The following is a 19,531-nucleotide window of genomic DNA, read 5'->3' on the forward strand; positions in this document are numbered from 1 at the left end:
GGGCGAGGAGTGGGCGTCACTCCACGCGGAAGCCGACCTCCGGGTGGTATCCGCTGGGGGCCACCATGACCGGATCCCACCCGGGCACGTCTTCCGGGCGCCGCGGCGCGGGACCGATGTAGCGGGCGGAAGGCCGGATCAGGCGGCCGGTGCGCTTCTGCTCGAGGATGTGCGCGCTCCACCCGGCGAGCCGGGCGCAGGTGAACATGGACGTGAACATGTGCGCCGGGACCTCGGCGAAGTCGAGCACGATCGCCGCCCAGAACTCCACGTTGGTCTCCAGCACCCGGTCCGGCCGGCGCTCGCGCAACTCGGTCAGTGCGGCCTGCTCGAGCGCTTCGGCAACCTCGTACCGCGGGGCGTCGAGCTCACGGGCAGTGCGCCGCAGGACGCGTGCGCGCGGGTCCTCTGCGCGGTAGACGCGGTGCCCGAACCCCATGAGCCGCTCGCCGCGGTCCAGCACACCTTTGACGTACGAACGTGCGTCCCCGCTGCGCTCGATCTCCTCGATCATCCCGAGCACGCGACTCGGCGCACCTCCGTGCAGGGGCCCGCTCATGGCACCCATCGCGCCCGAGATGGCGGCGGCCACGTCCGCGCCCGTGGAGGCGATCACGCGCGAGGTGAACGTGGAGGCGTTCATGCCGTGCTCCGCGGCAGACACGAAGTACGCGTCCACGGCCTGCACGTGCGCCGGATCCGGCTCACCGCGCCACCGGACCATGAATCGCTCGACGATCGTGCGGGCCTTGTCGATCTGCGCCTGCGGCACCATCGGCTGCCCCAGACCACGCGCCGACTGGGCCACGAAACTCATCGCCATGACCGAGACGTGCGAGAGGTTCTCGCGGGCCGTGTCGTCGTCGATGTCCAGCAGCGGTCGAAGTCCCCAGGCCGGGGCCAGCATCGCGATCGCGGACTGCACGTCCACCCGTACGTCACCGGAGTGCACCGGGATGGGGAAGGGCTCTGCGGGGGGGAGGCCGGGATTGAACTCGTTGTCCACCAGCAGGCCCCAGACGTTGCCAAAGGAGACGCGTCCCACCAGGTCCTCGATGTCCACGCCGCGGTACCGCAGTGAACTGCCCTCTTTGTCAGGCTCCGCGATCTCCGTTTCGAACGCGACGACTCCTTCGAGACCCGGTACGAATTCGCTCATCTGCTACTCCAGCGCTTGAATGGACCGCTTCGATCAATAACCTAGTGGCCGAAGCGCATTCGCGCTGCGACGAGGCGGATATGAACGAGATACGCAGGATCGACTACCGGTCGGGGCCGTTGGTGGAAGCCGAACTGGCCCAGACCCCGCTGGATCAGTTCACGCGCTGGCTGCACGAGGCCGATGCTGCCGGCATCGAGGAACCCAATGCCATGACCGTGGCCACCGTCGATGCCGGCGGCCAGCCGCACGTGCGCACGATCCTCTGCAAGGAGGTCACGCCGGAGGGCTTCGTGTTCTTCACCAACTACGCCTCGGCCAAGGGCCAGCAGATCGATGAGAACCCGCAGGTGGGCCTGTGTTACCACTGGCAGCCGCTGCACCGACAGGTGCGGGTGACGGGGGTCGCGGTGAGATTGCCCGCAGCGCAGTCCGACGACTACTTCGGCTCCCGGCCGCGCGACGCCCAACTCGGCGCCTGGTCCTCCCCCCAGTCGCAGGTCATCCCCGACCGGCAGTACCTGCGCGACAAGTGGGACGAGGCGACGCATCGCTTCCCCGCGGAAGTCCCGCGCCCTGACACCTGGGGCGGCTACCTGGTGCGCCCCACGTCCATCGAGTTCTGGCAGGGGCAGCCTTCACGCCTGCACGATCGCCTCCTGCTCACCGCACGCGGCGAGGGCCGCCTCGATGAGGTGTTGGACTGGTGGGTGCAGCGCCTGGCGCCGTAGGGCTCGCTAGGCGCGTTCCACGTATGCCTGCAGTGCTGCAGCGACGACGTCGTCGAGATCGTCGCCGCGCACCTTGGCTAGTTGCCGGGCTGACTTGGCCACCTGTTTGGGCACCTTGACCTCGAGGGTGGTCCGCTTGTTCTTCTTGCGGGTGCGCGTCACCAGGGTGTCCGAGGTGCGACCACCGATCCCGACGACCGGGCGCAACTGAGCCGGCCGCGGCGCGGGGACGCTCGGCGGTACAGGGGCCACGGGGTGCACGTCGGCGTCGGGAGCCTTGCGCAGCGCGGGTCGTGGCGGCGGGTTGATCATCGTCCCTCCCGGGCGAGTTCGTCGGCGATGTCGCGGCTGCTCATGTCGGCGACCCGGCCGAGCAGTTCGTCGAAGGTGCGGGCGGCTGATCGCGCGCCCACGGACTTCCAGGCATGGATGGGCACACCGGCACCCTGCGCCTGCTGGATAGCGGTCCGCTCCGGGATGGGTTCGGTCACCGTGGCCCCGAACGTCTCGCGCAGCTCCTCGAGCCGGAACCGGTGTTCCGAGAGCACCGCGCGGGTGCGGTTGGGGACGATGGCCACCACCGACAAGCGGGGGTTCCCCTCCTGCCCCGCGACCTGCACGGCTTCGACAGCCTGCTGGGCGCCTTGCACCGCGAAGTAGGAGGGCTCCGTGACCACCACGGCCTGGGTGGCCGCGAACAGCGCGTTGCGGGTCAGTTCTCCCAGGGACGGAGGGCAGTCCACGAGCACAAGGTCGTAGCGCGAGATGACGCCGCGCAATGCCCTCTGCAGACGGCGGACCGGATCAGCCCCCGATGGCACTGCGCGGTGCTCCAACGCCCGCTCGGCGGCGATGACGTCCACCCCCTCCCCCCAACCGGTGCTGGTGATGGCATCCACGGCCACCCCGGAGCGGCCGTCGTAGAGCACGTCGGAGGTCGAGTAAGAGGCGGGTTCCGGCAGGTTCAGCCCCGCGGTGGCGTTGGCCTGCGGGTCGAGGTCGACGATGAGCACCCGGCGACCCTCATGTTTGGCAGCACTGGCCAGGCCCAGCGTGACTGTCGTCTTGCCGACGCCGCCCTTGAGGCTGAGCACAGCGACGACGGGGGCATCCATCCGCACATCATGGCACTGATCAGGCAGTTTCCCCAGTATTCACGCAGGAAACCCCCGGTATGCGCAGCGTCGCCGGCCCGGCGGCCGGAACGCCCTGCCCGACCGCCCCGGGTCGCAGCGGGTCAGGAGCGGCTGGGCAGCGCCTGGAAGCGTGTCAGCGCCTCATCGCGCGCACGGGCGTGGTCGACGACCGGCGCCGGGTAGTCGACTGCGAGCACCCCCGGCTCGTGCGGGTCCGCGACATCGGCGAGTTCAGACACGTAGCGGCGGATGTACACGCCGTCAGGGTCGAAACGCCTGCCCTGCGTGGTGGGGTTGAAGATGCGGAAGTACGGCGCGGCGTCGGTGCCGCAGCCGGCCACCCACTGCCAGCCGAGTTGGTTGTTGGCCACGTCCGCATCGACGAGGTGCGCCATGAACCACGCCGCACCCTTCTGCCAGGGCTGATGCAGGTCCTTGATGAGGAAGCTGGCGGTCACCATGCGAAGGCGGTTGTGCATCCACCCCTCGGCCAGCAGTTGCCGCATGCCCGCGTCGACGAACGGGTAGCCGGTGCGGCCCTGCGTCCACGCCGTGAACAGATCGTCGTCACGGTCGTAGGCCATGTCGGAGTCGAAGCGGGCGTCGAGGCTGGACCAGACCGCGTGCGGTTGGTGCCACAACACGTCGGCGTAGAACTCCCGCCATGCCAGTTGCCGGGCGAACGGGTCGGTCGCCACGGCAGGGATCTCGGCCAGCATCGTGCGGGGGTGGATCTGCCCGAAGTGCAGCGCCGCGGACAGCCGACTGGTCGCCTGCAACGCAGGCTGGTCGCGGCGTGCTTTGTAGGGGGGCAGACCCGCCTCCCGGAACTCCCGCCACCGCCGCAGCGCCCGGGTGTCCGGTGACGGGGACGACGGTGCGGCCCAGCCGCGCGCAATCCACGCTTTGTAGAACGGCGTGAACACCCGGTAAGGGTTGCCGGACCCGTTGCGCAGTTCCCCCGGAGGTACAGCGTATGGAGTGTCCACGCGGCGCAGCGTGATGCCGTAGCCGGCCAGCGCGGAGGCAACCGCATCATCGCGGCGGCGGGCGAACGGGGTGGTGTCGTCGGTACAGAAGACCTGCGTCGCGCCGACCTCACCCGCAACTTGCTGAAGGACCGTTGCCGGGTCACCACGGAGCACCAGCAACCGGCGGTGCTCACCCAGTTCCGCCAAGGCCTCATCCAGGTAGTGCCGACGCACCTCACCGGTCCCGGCCAGTCGCGGATCGTGTATGAACACCCCGACGGCATCCGGCCCAGCGGCCTCCAGAGCAGGGTTGTCGCCTGCCCGCAGATCTCGCCGGAACCAGTGGATCGCGGGCATCAGACGGGTTCGACGACGATGTGCTCGGCCACTCCCAGCGTCACCTCGGCGTACTCGCCGCCGCTGCCGATGAGCAGGCCACCCGGCGACCGGCTCACCTTCACCGTGGCACCGGGAGTCGCGCCGGCGCGGCGCAGTGCCGACATGACCTCGTGCTCGGTCTGCAGGGGCTCGTCGATCCGCCGCACGAGCACTCGCACCGGCGCATCGTCGAGACCGGCTGCGACCTCGCTGAGTGACGGCGCCGGGCGGCGGTCGGTCTCCCTGTCGGCCCCGAGTTCGGACAGCCCCGGGATGGGATTCCCGTACGGAGAGGTCGTCGGGTGGTCCAGGAGTTCCCAGATCCGCTTCTCCACGGCCTCACTCATCACGTGCTCCCAGCGGCAGGCCTCCGGATGCACGTCCTCCCAAGGCAGGCCGATGACGTTGACGAGCAGGCATTCGGCGAGGCGGTGTTTGCGCATGACGGACACGGCGTATGCGCGACCGGATGGCGTCAGCTCGAGATGGCGGTCCCCGGACACCACGACCAGCCCGTCGCGTTCCATGCGGGCCACTGTCTGGGACACCGTGGGCCCGGATTGCCCGAGCCGCTCCGCGATGCGCGCACGCAAGGCGACGGTCCCCTCCTCCTCGAGTTCGAAGACGGTGCGCAGATACATCTCTGTGGTATCGATCAACTCGCCGCTCACCAGAACATTGTGTCGCAGTGGTCGACCGGTGCAACCCCCGCGCCGACCACGCTGCGTCACCACCCCGGTCGCCGCGCACTCGGGTGACATACATCACTCACCGTTTCGCATTCCTACCTACATGTGGGGCAGTCTCAGCAGATCGGCACAAGATGTTGGCCTCTTGTCCGAATCATGGCCCTGATCAGGGACAAGGCCGCCCGTCGTGCCGAAGGATTGGGTGGCGACCCCCGGAGGCGATCGGCTAGCGTGACATAACCGTTACGTGAAACATCGGGCGTGTCGCTTGACTTTCACCGAAAGACAACCGAGTTCACATGCGGAGACTAGGGAGGCGGGCATGAGACGCACCGTGATCAGTGGCGTGGCGGTCTGCACGCTCCTGGCGCCGGCGGCCCCGGCGTTCGCGGACCCGGCGCCCATCCTCACCTCCGGCATGGAACACCCAGCGGTGGCCCGCGTGCAGAAACTGCTGGGCATCTCCCCCCAGACCGGATACTTCGGGCCCATCACCCTGCAGGCCGTGACAACCTACCAGCGGGCGCACGGCATCCCCACGACCGGTGTCGTCGGCCCGCTGACCTGGGCCTCTCTCACCAAGGACAAGAAGGCACAGCGCACCAAGGCCAAGAAGGCCAAGCAGCAGCGCAAGGCGGCCAAGCGCGCCGCGTCCAAGAAGAAGTCGAAGAAGGCGGCCTCGCGCACCAACGCCATGACCGCATCGACCTTGCAGATCGGCGACCGTGGCGCCGCCGTGCTGTTCCTGCAGAAGGAACTCGGGGTCCAGCCGCAGACCGGCTACTTCGGGCCCATCACCGCGTCGTTCGTGAAGGCATTGCAGACCGCCGCCAAACTGCCGGTCACCGGGATCGTCGATCCCAGGACATGGCGCAAGGTCGGCAAGGTGACTTTCACGCCGCCTGCCCCGGCCCCCGCCCCACCCACCGACTCCACGGCCGCTCTGCCAGCACCGTCCAACGCCACCGCCGCCCAGGTGTTGAAGGTGGCCGCGTCCCAGGCCGGCGTGCCGTACGTGGCCACCGGCTACTCCCCGAGCAGGGCTTCAACTGCAGCAGTTACACGCAGTGGGTCTACAAGCAGGTCGGCATCGACCTCGGCGGGGCTTACACGGTCTGGCAGTACGACAAGAGCCGCCACATCAGCGCCGCGGAGGCAAAGCCCGGCGACTTGGTGTTCTTCTACAACTACGCCAACAACTTCATCGGTCACGTGGGCATCTACGCGGGCAACGGCATGATGTGGCACGCGCCGCGCACGGGCCGGGTGGTCTCCTTGGAACGCGTGTACTCGGACAAGGTCTACTACGGGCGGGTGCTCAACCAGTAGGTCGGTAGAGTCCGCCCCATGGCTCCCTCCTCCCCCGCCGCACTGTCCGTATTCGCCCCCGGTTGCCTCACTGGCCGCAGCGCCATCGTGACCGGCGGCGGCTCCGGGATCGGCCGGGCGAGTGCCCAACTGCTGGCGGACCTGGGGGCCCGCGTTACTGTGGTCGGCCGCAAACTCGAGGCACTGCAGGAGACGTCCGCCCACAACCCCGAACTCATCAGCACAGCCACCGCGGACCTGCGCGAACCCGAGCAGGTCGACGAGATGCTGACCTCCGTGGCGGCGTGCGACTTCCTGCTCAACAACGCCGGCGGGCAATTCGTCGCGCAGGCCCAGGACATCACCTACAAGGGGTTCCGCGCAGTCACCCGCCTGAACCTCGACGCCCCCTGGTACCTCACCACCCAGGTCGCCAACCGCTACTTCATCCCCGCCAGTTACGGCAAGATCGTGTCGATCACGATGACCCCCCACCGCGGGATGCCGCTGATGGCCCACTCCTCGGCGGCGCGGGCAGGTGTGGAGTCGCTCACCCGCAACTGGGCCATGGAGTGGGGACGGTTCGGCATCCGGGCCGTGGCAGTTGCTCCGGGGATCGTCCACACGGCTGCCTGGGAGCGCTACGGAATGTCGCCGGAAGCCATCGGCTCTGGTCTGCCGGCCGGGCGCCTGCAAACCGCCGACGAGGTCGCCGCCATGGTCGCCTTCCTCTTCTCGCCCGCCGGCGACTACATCACCGGGACCACCTTCACCTGTGACGGCGGGTTCGACATCGCCGGTCCGACGCTGGGTGGGTGACGGCCTGGCCCCCCGCACACTCGACGGCCCCAGCCCAAGGCGGGAGCGAAACGGACAGCCGGGAGCGAAACTGCGCGGTTGGAACGCTCCCGCCCTGCGGCACCTCCAACGCCCTCGTAACCCGCGGCCACCGGGCCGTCCCCACACCGTGCATCCCCTGCGGCCCGGCGCGTAGCCTCAGGTCCCACGACGGGAGGTGACGATGCACAAGGATCCAGTCGAGGTGTCCCCTTTCCACCGCCGGGACCTCACCCTGGCGGGCTTCCTGCTGCATCGGCGATGGCCGGACACCACGCTGGAGTGGTCCCACGTGCTGGCCCTGGCCGTCCGGGTGGCGGCCGTGCCCGGCGTGCTCGCCACTACCACGGTGTTCCGGGCCAGCGAGAATGCCCCGGATGTGGGGCACGCGCCGGCGGTGGGTGTCATGGCCAGCGCCGGCCCCGTCCTGGGTGACGACGCCCCCGGACCGGGATCCTTGGCCCGACCTCGGCCGCCTGCCCTGTTCGTGCTGCATCCCCCGGCGGAGACCCGCCCGTCGCTGCCCGAGGCCGACGGGGCCGCATCGGGCGCACTGTGGCTGCCGGGAATCCCCGAGTTGGGCCTTGAGCACCGGGCGGTCTGGGTGGAGGCCGAAGCCGACGGCACCGTCACCCGACTGGTCAGCGCCATGGATGTCGACCCCTGGCAGGACGCCGACCTCGCCGTGCTGGCCACCCTGGTCGCTGCATGAACATCCTCACCATCACGCAGGGGACGACCACCGCCCGGGTGGCACCCGACCTGGGGTTCAACTGTTTCTCCCTGGTGGTGGACGGCTTCGACGTTCTGCACCAGGCACCCGACCTGTTCCCCGCCGGCAGCCCCACCCGCAGCGGGACACCGATCCTGTTCCCCTGGCCCAATCGCATAGCGGACGCGACGTTCTCCTGGGCAGGCCGTGACTACGCGCTGCCCCGCAACGAGGCAGCCACCGGCGCCAGCCTGCACGGCTTCGCATGCCACCACCGGTGGCAGGTGCTGACCGCCGCAGCCGACCGCGTCACTGGCGAGTTCCTGCTGTCCAGAGACGCCCCCGGTGCCAATTGGCCCGCGGACGGCCGGTTGCGCGTCACTTACGCGGTGGAGCCAGGGGCACTGATCGTGAGCAGCGAGGTGCACGCCCCGGACGACGACCTTCCGTTCGGCCTCGGCTTCCACCCGTACCTGCGCGTCCCGGGTCCCTTCGAGCAGTGGAAGCTGCAGTGCGACGCCGCCCTGACGTGGCCGCTGCAGGACATGATCCCGACCGGTGAGGTCGTGGCCGTGCCGCCCCGCCTCGACTTCCGCACCGCTCGCGGAATCGGGGCCGATCACCTCGACGACGTTCTGACCGGCCTGTCACCGGCCGATGGGATATCCCGGCGTGCATGGCTGTCGTCCGCAGCCCGATCGGTGACCATCTCCAGCGATCCGGCCTTCCGCGACTACGTGCTGTACACCACCCCGGCGCGCGACGCGGTGGCCGTCGAGCCCTACACCTGCCCCACGGACGCGGTGCACCTGGATCAGCGCGGAATCGATGCCGGATGGCACGTGCTGCCGGCCGGGCGGACGCGGGTCTTCACCTGGCGCCTCGACGTGACCTGACCGCACCAGCCTGCGGACTGCCCAACTGCGGCGGATTGCTACCGTTCCAGTAGTTGATCTGAGGAGACCCATGGGACACCTTGCACGGTGGGCAGTGCGCAAACCCGTTGTCGCCATCATCGCCTGGTTCGCAGTGTTCCTGGTCATCGGAGTGCTGGGGTCTCGCTTCGGCGGGGACCTGAAGGATTCCTTCGAGCTGCCCGGCACCGAATCGCAGGTGGCGCAGAACCTGCTGGCGGAGACCAGCGGTGCTAGCGCCGCCTCCGGTGCCACCGCGACACTGATCTGGGGCGTGGACTCCGGAACTGTCGAGGCGGCCGGCGTCAAGCAGACCGTCACCCCGCTGATGGAGAAGTTCGCCGACCTCCCCGGGGTAGCCTGCGTGACGTCCCCGTACGGCGACACCTACGGGGACGCGTGCCCCGAGCGGCAGCAGCAGGCCAGCGCCTTCCCGCTGCCACCCGAGATCCAAGCCAAGATCGACAAGGCCACTGCTGCGGCCATCGAAGCCACCTCGCCGATCAGCGACAACCGTCAGGTCGCCTACGCCACGATCGCCTTCGACAGCGCCTCGGACATCCCAACACAGACCGCCTCCACGATCGTGGACGACGTCGAGGCGGCCAATGGCACCGACGGGGTGACCATCGGGGCCAGCGGACAGGTCCTCGCCTTCGCCGGCCAGGAACCCCCCAGCGGTGAGGCGATCGGCATCTTGGTCGCGATCGTCATCCTGCTGGTCGCCTTCGGGTCGCTCGTGGCTGCCGGCCTGCCGATCGTCAGCGCCATCTTCGGGCTGGGTGCGGGCCTGAGTCTGGTGACTTTCACGGCGAACTTCTTCAACGTTGCGACCTTCGCCCCCACCCTCGCGGCCATGATCGGGCTGGGCGTGGGTATCGACTATGCGCTGTTCATCCTCAACCGTTTCCGGCAGGCGGTCATGGCCGGGCACGACCCCAAGGACGCGGCGTACGAGTCCGTGAACACCGCCGGGCGCGCGGTGCAGTTCGCCGGTACGACCGTGATCATCGCCCTGCTGGGCTTGTTCGTGCTGGGCATCGGCTTCTTCAACGGCCTGGCCATCGCCGCCTCGCTGACTGTGGCCATGGTGATGCTCTCGGCAGTGTGGCTGCTGCCCGGGCTGCTCTCACTGCTGGGAGCGAAGTCACTGGGGATTCGCATGCCCTGGGCACGCAAGCACAAGGAATGGCACCCCGAGGGCGGCCGCTGGGCCCACTATGGCCACGTCCTTCAGCGCCGGCCCTGGCTGTACACGATCAGCGCCGCCGTGCTCGTCATGGTGCTGGCCATCCCCTACTTCAGCATCCGCCTCGGCTTCCCCGACGACGGCGGACAGCCGGTGGGCAGCCCCGCACGTACTGCGTACGACCTGCAGGCCGCCGGCTTCGGCCCGGGCAGCAACGGCCCGTTCTTCCTCGCCGTCCAGCTGCCGTACGCCCTGGATGAGGACTCACTGCGCTCATTGATCCGCGACCTGAACGACACCCCCGGGGTGGCCCGGACCATCCCCAACGAGGCCATGGTCCCGGTGTCGGTGACCTCCCACCAGACGATCGCCGCCATCCAGGTCATCCCGGAATCGGCGCCGCAGGATCCGGCCACCGACGAACTCCTGCAACGCCTGCGGACCGAGACCATCCCGCGGGCCGAAGAGGGCACAACCCTGCGCGCATACGTCGGCGGTTCGACGGCCGTGACCAATGACTTCACCTCGGTGCTGTCCAATGCGCTGCCGGTGTTCCTCGCTGTGGTCGTGGGCCTGGGATTCATCGCATTGACCATCCTGTTCCGGTCGGTGCTGGTCCCGCTGATCGGTGCGGTGACCAGCCTGCTGAGCCTGGGGCCGCCCTCGGTGTGACCACCGCGGTCTTCCAATGGGGCTGGGGGGCCGACCTGCTGGGCCTGACCTCGACCGGGCCGATCTTGCCCTTCCTGCCCATCATGGTGTTCGCGATCCTCTTCGGGTTGTCCATGGACTACCAGGTGTTCCTGGTCAGCCGCATGCACGAGGAGTGGGATCACACCAAAGACGACCAGTTGGCCGTGCGCCGCGGGTTGGCCGGGTCCGGCCGGGTGGTGGCCATCGCGGCCGCAATCATGGCCAGCGTCTTCCTCGCGTTCATCCCGACGCCCGAGGACACCATCAAACTCTTCGGCGTCGGTCTGGCCACCGCGATTCTGGTGGACGCCTTCATCATCCGCCTGGTCCTCGTGCCGTCCTTGATGAGCTGGATCGGGCCGCCCACCTGGTGGTTGCCGAAGTGGCTGGGCTTCCTGCCCGAGGTGCACATGGAGGCCGAGGGCGCGGACGACGAGATCGTTGACGACGACCCCGAGTTGGTCGGGGCGAAGTAGGCGCGTCCCGCGCGAGGTGGCGACGCTGTCGCGGAGGCTCGGGAGGGGCTACCCGGGAGAGAACCGGACACCCGGGAGAGATCCGGCACGGTTGCATCGCTCCCCGGTAACGGCTTCTCTCCCGCCCTCAACTGACCGCGCGGCGCGCTCGCACCCGGGAGAGAACCGGACACCCGGGAGAGAACCGGCACGGTTGTATCGCTCCCCGGTAAGAGACCCCCCCCGGTAACGGCTTCCCCGACCGGCGAAGCCCCGGCCACTGGTGGCCGGGGGCTTGGTCGACAGGGGGGTCAGCGGCGGTAGTCGCTGTCCCCCAGATACGTGTCGTCCAGCGGCACGCTGGCACCGGTCACGTCGTCGAAGTGCCCGTAGGAGAAGTCGTCGTACGCCCGGTACTGCGCGAAGACGGCATCCCTTGCCTCCTGGGTCGGCTGGACCTGGAGGTTGCGGTACTCCGACAGGCCCGTCCCGGCCGGGATGAGCTTGCCGAGGATCACGTTCTCCTTCAGGCCGACCAGCGGGTCGCTCTTGGCCTGGATGGCGGCCTCGGTGAGCACGCGGGTGGTCTCCTGGAAGGAGGCCGCGGACAGCCACGATTCGGTGGCCAGCGAGGCCTTGGTGATACCCATGAGCTCGGGACGACCGGAGGCCGGGGTCCCGCCCTCCATGACGACCGTCCGGTTCACCTCGCGGAACGAGGACATCTCCACGACGTCACCGGTCACGAACGGGGAGTTCCCCGGCTCGATGATGGTGACGCGCTTGAGCATCTGCCGGACGATGACCTCGATGTGCTTGTCGTGGATGGACACACCCTGCGGTCGGTAAACCGCCTGTACCTGGTCAACCAGGTGCTGCTGCACGGCCCGCGGGGTCAGGATCCGCAGGATCTGCTTCGGGTCCTGCACACCGGCGGTGAGCTTGGTGCCCGCCGCGATGTGGTCGCCGTCCTCGACCTCCAGCTTGACCTTCTTGGACACCGGGTGCTCGATCGGGTCCGCTCCGTCGTCGGGCGTCACCACGATCTTGCGGGTCTTCTCAGTCTCCTCGATGGTCACGGTTCCGGTCGCCTCGCTGATCGGAGCCAGACCCTTCGGGGTCCGAGCCTCGAACAACTCGGTCACACGCGGCAAACCGTGAGTGATGTCCTCACCGGCCACACCACCTGTGTGGAAGGTACGCATCGTCAACTGCGTTCCCGGCTCACCGATCGACTGCGCCGCCACGATGCCGACGGCCTCGCCGACGTCCACGAGTTTGCCCGTGGCCAGCGACCGGCCGTAGCAGAGCGCACACACGCCGACCTTGCTCTCGCAGGTCATGACGCTGCGCACGCGGATCCTCTCGACCCCCTGCTCGGCGAGCGCCGTGATCATCGGAGTGGCCAGGTCCAGGCCGGCCTCGGCGACGACCTTACCGTCCACCTCGACGTCCTGGGCCAGGGTGCGCGTGGCCACCGAGGTGTCCACGTACTCCCCGACGATGCCGTCCCGCGCCATCTCGACCTCGATGCTGCGCTCGGTGCCACAGTCGCGCTCACGGATGATCACGTCCTGCGACACATCCACCAGGCGCCGGGTGAGGTACCCGGAGTCTGCGGTGCGCAGCGCGGTGTCGGCCAGACCCTTGCGCGCACCGTGCGTGGAGATGAAGTACTCCAGCACGCTCAGACCCTCGCGGAAGTTGCTCTTGATCGGCCGGACGATCGTCTCACCCCTGGTGTCGGCCACCTGGCCGCGCATACCGGCGATCTGGCTGATCTGGTTCATGTTTCCACGCGCACCGGACTTCACCATCATCCACACCGGGTTGCGCTCGGGGAAGTTCTCAGCCATAGCGACCGCGACCTCGTCCTTGGTCTCCCGCCAGATGTTCTCCAGGTCGCGGCGCCGCTCGAGGTCGTCGAGCTGGCCACGGTGGAATTGCGTCTCCACCTTCTCGGCCTTCGCCTCGGCCGCAGCGAGCAGCGCAGCCTTGGATTCCGGCATGTGGAAGTCGGAGATGGACACGGTGACACCGGAGCGGGTGGCCCAGTGGAAACCCATCCCCTTCAGTTCGTCCAGGGTCTGGGCAACGACTGCCTTGCTGTAGCGCTCCGACAGATCGTTGACCAGGGCACTGAGCCGGCCCTTGTCCACCTGCTCGCTGACGAAGGGGTAGTCCTCCGGCAGCGCCTCGTTGAACAGCGCGCGGCCCAGCGTCGTCTCGACCGCCCGGCCCTCGTTGAGACCTTCGATGCGCAACTTGATCGGTGCCTGCAGGTGCAACTCACCGTGGTCGCGGGCCATGAGTGCCTCGGCGATGGACGCGAAGGCCCGGCCCTCGCCAGCGGCGCCCGCGAGCTCGGAGGTCAGGAAGTAGATGCCCAGCACCATGTCCTGCGTCGGCGTCGTGATCGGCTTGCCGTTGGCCGGCGACAGGATGTTGTTGCTCGACAGCATCAGGATCCGGGCCTCTGCCTGCGCCTCCGCGCTCAGCGGCAGGTGCACGGCCATCTGGTCGCCGTCGAAGTCCGCGTTGAACGCGGTGCAGACCAGCGGGTGGATCTGGATGGCCTTGCCCTCGATCAACTGCGGCTCGAAGGCCTGGATGCCCAGCCGGTGCAGCGTGGGGGCGCGGTTGAGCAGCACGGGGTGCTCGGTGATGACCTCTTCGAGGACGTCCCACACCTCGTGACGTTGCTGGCGCTCCACCATCCGCTTGGCGCTCTTGATGTTCTGCGCGTGGTTGAGGTCCACCAGCCGCTTCATGACGAACGGCTTGAACAGTTCCAGTGCCATCGGCTTGGGCAGACCGCACTGGTGCAACTGCAACTGCGGGCCGACCACGATGACCGAACGTCCCGAGTAGTCCACGCGCTTGCCGAGCAGGTTCTGGCGGAACCGGCCCTGCTTGCCCTTGAGCATGTCGCTCAATGACTTCAACGGGCGGTTCCCCGGACCGGTGACCGGGCGGCCACGGCGGCCGTTGTCGAACAGCGCGTCCACAGCCTCCTGCAGCATGCGCTTCTCGTTGTTCACGATGATCTCGGGAGCCCCGAGATCCAGTAGTCGCTTCAACCGGTTGTTGCGGTTGATGACCCGGCGGTAGAGGTCGTTGAGGTCGGAGGTCGCGAACCGGCCACCGTCGAGCTGCACCATCGGGCGCAGGTCCGGCGGGATGACCGGCACCGCGTCGAGCACCATGCCCAGCGGGGAGTTGCTGGTGTTCAGGAACGCGCTGACGACCTTCAGCCGCTTCACCGCGCGCACCTTCTTGGCGCTCTTTCCCGTGCGCACGATCTCACGCAACTTCTCAGCCTCAGCCTCGAGGTCGAACGTCCGCAGCCGCTCCTGGATCGCCTGTGCGCCCATGTAGCCGGAGAAGTAGTTGCCGAAGCGGTCGCGCATCTCGCGGTACAACTGCTCGTCACCCTCGAGGTCCTGGACCTTCAGCGTGCGGAAGCGGTCGAACACCGCGTCGAGGCGGTCGATCTCTTTGTCGTACCGCCGGCGGATCTGGGTCATCTCCCGCTCGGCGGCATCCCGGGTCTTCTTCTTGACGTCGGCCTTCGCCTCGGCCTCCTCGAGCTTCGCGAGATCCTCCTCCAGCTTCTGCTGGCGCTTGTTGATCTCGTCGTCGCGGCGGTTCTCGAGCTGCTTCTTCGACATGCCGATCTTGGTCTCCAGCGACGGCAGGTCGCGGTGACGCGCATCCTCGTCGACGCTCGTGACCATGTAGGCCGCGAAGTAGACGACCTTGTCGAGGTCCTTCGGAGCGATGTCCAGCAGCAGGCTCAGCCGGCTGGGCACACCCTTGAAGTACCAGATGTGTGCGACCGGGGCGGCGAGCTCGATGTGGCCCATCCGCTCACGGCGCACCTTGCTGCGGGTCACCTCGACGCCGCAGCGCTCACAGATGATGCCCTTGTACCGCACCCGCTTGTACTTCCCGCAGTAGCATTCCCAGTCGCGGGTGGGCCCGAAGATCTTCTCGCAGAACAGGCCGTCGCGCTCGGGCTTGAGCGTGCGGTAGTTGATGGTCTCGGGCTTCTTCACCTCGCCATGCGACCAGGCGCGGATGTCATCACCGGTGGCCAGGCCGATGCGCAGTTCGTCGAAGAAGTTCACGTCCAGCACGTGGTGGTCCTTTGCTGTCTCGTTTGGTGGACTAGTTGGCTTGTCTGGCAGTCACCTGCCGCTGGTCCTCAGACCTCTTCGACGCTGCTCGGCTCCCGCCGGGACAGGTCGATCCCCAGTTCCTCTGCCGCCCGGAAGTACTCGTCGTCGGTGTCCTTCATGTCGATGGCCGAGCCGTCCCCGGCCAGCACCTCCACGTTCAGGCACAACGACTGCATCTCCTTGACGAGGACCTTGAACGACTCCGGGATCCCCGGTTCCGGGATGTTCTCGCCCTTGACGATGGCCTCGTACACCTTCACGCGTCCGAGGACGTCGTCACTCTTGATCGTCAGCAACTCCTGCAGCGCGTAGGCGGCACCGTAGGCCTCGAGGGCCCACACCTCCATCTCGCCGAAGCGCTGGCCGCCGAACTGCGCCTTGCCGCCCAGCGGCTGCTGGGTGATCATCGAGTAGGGTCCGGTGGACCGGGCGTGGATCTTGTCATCCACGAGGTGCAGCAACTTGAGGATGTACACGTATCCGACCGAGATCGGGTCCGGGAACGGCTCGCCGCTACGGCCGTCGAACAGTCGCGCTTTGGCCTCGCCGTTCACAAGCCGCTGCTCGCCGTCGTCGACCCGGGTCGACTCCAGCAGGCCCCTGATCTCATCTTCGTGAACCCCGTCGAAGACCGGTGAGGCGACCCGCGTGTTCGGCGGGGCCGAGCGGGCGTCGGCGGGCAGGTTCGTGGCCCACTCGGAGTTGTCGACGACCTCCCAGCCCTGCTTGGCCACCCAGCCCAGGTGGGTCTCCATGACCTGGCCGACGTTCATCCGGCCCGGCACGCCGAGCGGGTTGAGCACGATGTCGACCGGAGTGCCGTCCTCCATGAACGGCATGTCCTCCACGGGCAGGATCTTGGCGATCACGCCCTTGTTTCCGTGGCGACCGGCGAGTTTGTCGCCCTGGGTGATCTTGCGCTTCTGCGCCACGTACACGCGGACCAGTTGGTTCACACCGCCGGGCAGTTCGTCATCCTCTTCACGGTCGAAGACCCGTACGTCGATGACCACGCCGCTCTCGCCGTGGGGCACCTTCATCGAGGTGTCGCGCACCTCGCGGGCCTTCTCACCGAAGATGGCCCGCAGGAGGCGCTCCTCGGGGGTGAGCTCGGTCTCGCCCTTGGGCGTGACCTTGCCGACCAGGATGTCGCCGGGGCCCACCTCGGCTCCGATGCGCACGATCCCGCGCTCGTCGAGGTCGGCCAGGACCTCCTCCGGCACGTTCGGGATGTCCCGCGTGATCTCCTCGGCGCCCAGTTTGGTGTCACGGGCGTCAACCTCGTGCTCCTCGATGTGGATCGAAGTGAGCACGTCGTCCTGCACGAGGCGCTGCGACAAGATGATCGCGTCCTCGTAGTTGTGGCCCTCCCACGGCATGAACGCAACGAGCAGGTTGCGCCCCAGGGCCATTTCACCGAGGTCGGTGCACGGTCCGTCTGCGATGACCTGCCCGGCCTCGACCCGCTGTCCCAGAGTGACGATCGGGGCCTGGTTGTACGAGGTCCCCTGGTTGGAACGGCGGAACTTCAGGACCCGGTAGGTGTAGACCTGCCCATCGTCCTGCGTGACCTCGATCGCGTCGGCACTGACTGCGGTGACCTGGCCGCCGGTGTGCGCGACGACGACGTCCCCAGCGTCCTTGGCGGCGCGGTACTCGGTGCCCGTACCCACCAGCGGAGCCTCGCTGCGCAGCAGCGGCACGGCCTGACGCTGCATGTTAGCCCCCATGAGCGCGCGATTCGCGTCGTCGTGCTCGAGGAAGGGGATCATGGCGGTGGCCACCGACACCATCTGTCGGGGCGACACGTCCATGTAGTCCACCTCGGTGGGCGGCACGTAGTCGACCTCTCCCGGCTCGACGCGCACGAGGACGCGGTCCTCCGCCAGGTTCCCGGACTCGTCGATCTTCACGTTCGCCTGCGCGATGACGAAGAGGTCTTCCTCGTCGGCCGTGAGGTACTCGATCTCGTCGGTGACCCGCCCGTCGACCACCTTGCGGTAGGGCGTCTCGACGAACCCGAAGGCGTTGATCCGCCCGTAGGACGCGAGCGACCCGATCAGGCCGATGTTGGGACCTTCCGGGGTCTCGATCGGACACATCCGGCCGTAGTGCGAGGCGTGCACGTCGCGGACCTCGAAGCCCGCCCGCTCCGGCTCCAGCCCGCCCGGGCCCAATGCGGAGAGTCGCCGCTTGCGCGTCAGTCCGGCCAGCGGGTTGGTCTGGTCCATGAACTGCGACAACTGGGAGGTGCCGAAGAACTCCTTCAGGGCCGCGACCACCGGGCGAATGTTGATCAGCGTCTGCGGCGTGATCGCCTCGACGTCCTGCGTGGTCATCCGCTCGCGGACCACGCGCTCCATGCGCGACAGACCCATGCGGATCTGGCCCCTGGATGGGTTCCCCCACCGTCCGCAGGCGGCGGTTGCCGAAGTGGTCGATGTCATCGACCTCGACGCGCGCGGGGCTGTCGGGCATCGTCTGTCTCGCCGTTGTGCAGGCGCACCAGGTACTCCACGGTGCGCACGATGTCCTCAGTGGACAGCGTCGTCTTGCGCGGCTCCTCGCCGGTGCCGAGTTTCTTGTTGACCTTGTACCGTCCGACCTTGGCCAGGTCGTAGCGCTTGGGGTTGAAGTAGAAGTTCTCCAGCAGGTTGCGGCCAGCCTCGATGGATGCCGGCTCCCCCGGGCGCAGTTTGCGGTAGATGTCGACGAAGGCCTCGTCCTGGCTGCCGATGGCGTCCTTCTCCATCGTCAACTGCATCGACTCGTACTGTCCGAAGCGCTCGGCGATCTCCTCGGTCGTCAGACCCAGTGCCTTCAACAGCACCGTGACCGGCTGCTTGCGCTTGCGGTCGATCTTGACGTTGACGATGTCCTTCTTGTCGATCTTTCGAACTCGAGCCACGACCCGCGGCTCGGGATGATCTTGGCCGAGAAGATGTCCTTGTCCAGCGCCTTGCCGGAGGTCTTCCGAAGTAGACGGGCGAGCGCACCAACTGCGAGAGACCACGACGCGCTCGGTGCCGTTGACGACGACGGTGTTCCCTTGTCGTCTCAGTGAGCGGGAAGTCGCCCATGAAGACCGTCTGCGACTTGATCTCGCCAGTCCCGGAGTTGAAGAACCTCAGCGGTGACGAACAGCGGCCGAGAGTAGGTCAGGGTCCTCTCCTCGGCACTGCGCCTCGCGTACGGTTGCTCGAAGCGGTGCTCGCGGAACGACAGCGACACTTAACCGCTGAAGTCCTCGATGGGGCTGATCTCCTCGAAGATCTCCCCGAGACCACTGGTCGTGGGGATGTCGGTGCGGCCGGCGTCCACAGTTGCCTGACCGCTGCTGCCATGCCTCGTTGCCCAGCAGCCAGTCGAAGGACCGGTCCGCAGGTCGAGCATGTTGCCGGGACGGGGATGGGTTCGCGGATCTTGCCGAACGAAATGCGCGTGGGACGGACAGGCACGCGGGCAGCCAAGTGAGATCCTTCCGAGGTTCGCGGGTGTGGTGGGTCGCACAGGTCAGGACATGCTGAGAAAGCGGCCCGGAAGACATGGGGTCTCCGGACAGGGTCGAAGCGGGACTGTCCATGGCATGCTTGCAGAACACCCAGAATAACTGAGGTGGCCTGAGTACAACACGGGCCAACACACAATGATGACCCTGAGCCGCAAACGTCAGCGAACGGCGCGTACGCCGCCTCGCGTGGGTACTTCGGCAAAGCGGCTGCGCGACGCAGCGCATTTGACCGAGACGGTGGCGCCGGCGCTCCTCGAGGGCTTCCTCGGCCTTGTCTGCAGCCTCTTGTTGACCTTCTCGATGACCGCTCTTCGGGGCACCTCGACGAGTGTCCTTGGCCTCCTTCTGTCCCGAGGCTGGTCAGCGCTCTGACCTCCTTGATGACCTGGGATCTTCTTGCTGCCGGCGGCCTCGAGACGACGTCGAACTCGTCCTTCTCCATTTTGGGCGGCGGCTTCGGCACTGGCGACTGCCGGCAGCGGGGCAGCGGCTTCGACGGCGACCGGAGCAGCGGCCGTCACGCCGAAGGTCTCCTCGAACTTCCTTGACGAACTCGCTGAGCTCGAGCAGTGGGTCATTTTCCTTGAATGCGTCCAGCATCTCTTCGGTGGACAGCTTCGCCATGGTCGGCGTTCCTTTCTACTTCTCCGCTCGGGCCGGAAGATCG

General features: G+C 67.6%; 13 protein-coding genes and 2 pseudogenes. 7 read left to right on the forward strand and 8 right to left on the reverse strand.

What is annotated here, in order from left to right; all coding sequences use genetic code 11:
• Positions 1–16: 16 nt before the first annotated feature.
• Entirely contained in the window at positions 17–1,159 is a 1,143-nt protein-coding gene (locus IPG68_15045) for a citrate synthase 2 (protein MBK6764491.1), read from the reverse strand.
• Between the two features lie 80 nt (positions 1,160–1,239).
• Here IPG68_15045 and pdxH point away from each other — a divergent pair, with 80 nt between their 5' ends.
• Positions 1,240–1,890: a pyridoxamine 5'-phosphate oxidase gene (gene pdxH, locus IPG68_15050; protein ID MBK6764492.1), complete on the forward strand. Its 651-nt coding sequence runs from the start codon at positions 1,240–1,242 to the stop codon at positions 1,888–1,890.
• Between the two features lie 6 nt (positions 1,891–1,896).
• Here pdxH and IPG68_15055 read toward each other — a convergent pair whose 3' ends face one another.
• The 4 genes from IPG68_15055 to IPG68_15070 all read right to left on the reverse strand — a co-directional run bounded on the left by IPG68_15055 (position 1,897) and on the right by IPG68_15070 (position 5,046).
• Positions 1,897–2,202 carry a hypothetical protein gene (locus IPG68_15055; protein ID MBK6764493.1) on the reverse strand — a complete coding sequence of 102 codons (306 nt, stop codon included), beginning with the start codon at positions 2,200–2,202 and terminating at the stop codon, positions 1,897–1,899.
• Positions 2,199–3,005 (reverse strand): ParA family protein, encoded by an 807-nt coding sequence (locus IPG68_15060; GenBank protein ID MBK6764494.1) that lies wholly within the window; start codon positions 3,003–3,005, stop codon positions 2,199–2,201. Before IPG68_15060 ends, IPG68_15055 begins: the two co-directional genes overlap by 4 nt.
• Before the next feature lie 122 nt (positions 3,006–3,127).
• Positions 3,128–4,354, reverse strand: a complete 1,227-nt coding sequence (locus tag IPG68_15065) for a deoxyribodipyrimidine photo-lyase (GenBank protein MBK6764495.1) — start codon at positions 4,352–4,354, stop codon at positions 3,128–3,130.
• The gene (locus IPG68_15070) at positions 4,354–5,046 is read right to left on the reverse strand and encodes a metal-dependent transcriptional regulator (protein ID MBK6764496.1); all 693 of its coding nucleotides are present in this window, start codon (positions 5,044–5,046) and stop codon (positions 4,354–4,356) included. Before IPG68_15070 ends, IPG68_15065 begins: the two co-directional genes overlap by 1 nt.
• A gap of 340 nt (positions 5,047–5,386) precedes the next feature.
• On the opposite strand from IPG68_15070, the gene IPG68_15075 reads away from it, so the two are divergent.
• The 6 genes from IPG68_15075 to IPG68_15100 all read left to right on the forward strand — a co-directional run bounded on the left by IPG68_15075 (position 5,387) and on the right by IPG68_15100 (position 11,193).
• Positions 5,387–6,304, forward strand: a complete 918-nt coding sequence (locus tag IPG68_15075) for a peptidoglycan-binding protein (GenBank protein ID MBK6764497.1) — start codon at positions 5,387–5,389, stop codon at positions 6,302–6,304.
• Positions 6,305–6,411: 107 nt separating this feature from the next.
• Positions 6,412–7,191 (forward strand): SDR family oxidoreductase, encoded by a 780-nt coding sequence (locus tag IPG68_15080; protein MBK6764498.1) that lies wholly within the window; start codon positions 6,412–6,414, stop codon positions 7,189–7,191.
• A gap of 202 nt (positions 7,192–7,393) precedes the next feature.
• Positions 7,394–7,921: a peptidase gene (locus IPG68_15085; GenBank protein MBK6764499.1), complete on the forward strand. Its 528-nt coding sequence runs from the start codon at positions 7,394–7,396 to the stop codon at positions 7,919–7,921.
• Positions 7,918–8,817: an aldose 1-epimerase gene (locus tag IPG68_15090; GenBank protein ID MBK6764500.1), complete on the forward strand. Its 900-nt coding sequence runs from the start codon at positions 7,918–7,920 to the stop codon at positions 8,815–8,817. Before IPG68_15085 ends, IPG68_15090 begins: the two co-directional genes overlap by 4 nt.
• A 94-nt stretch (positions 8,818–8,911) precedes the next feature.
• Positions 8,912–10,696, forward strand: coding sequence for an MMPL family transporter (locus IPG68_15095; protein ID MBK6764501.1), 1,785 nt, complete (start codon positions 8,912–8,914; stop codon positions 10,694–10,696).
• Complete coding sequence (locus tag IPG68_15100) at positions 10,693–11,193, forward strand: MMPL family transporter (GenBank protein ID MBK6764502.1); 501 nt, start codon at positions 10,693–10,695, stop codon at positions 11,191–11,193. Before IPG68_15095 ends, IPG68_15100 begins: the two co-directional genes overlap by 4 nt.
• A 290-nt stretch (positions 11,194–11,483) precedes the next feature.
• Here the strand turns inward: IPG68_15100 and IPG68_15105 are convergent, their stop codons facing one another.
• The 3 genes and pseudogenes from IPG68_15105 to rplL form a co-directional block, all read right to left on the reverse strand.
• Entirely contained in the window at positions 11,484–15,311 is a 3,828-nt protein-coding gene (locus tag IPG68_15105) for a DNA-directed RNA polymerase subunit beta' (GenBank protein ID MBK6764503.1), read from the reverse strand.
• A gap of 68 nt (positions 15,312–15,379) precedes the next feature.
• Positions 15,380–18,823: pseudogene (gene rpoB, locus IPG68_15110) on the reverse strand (DNA-directed RNA polymerase subunit beta).
• 265 nt (positions 18,824–19,088) lie between these two features.
• Positions 19,089–19,488: pseudogene (gene rplL, locus IPG68_15115) on the reverse strand (50S ribosomal protein L7/L12).
• Positions 19,489–19,531: the final 43 nt, after the last annotated feature.

The sequence above is a fragment of the Micrococcales bacterium genome (assembly GCA_016703125.1).
In the GTDB taxonomy this organism is placed as follows: Bacteria; Actinomycetota; Actinomycetes; order S36-B12; family UBA10799; genus JADKAV01.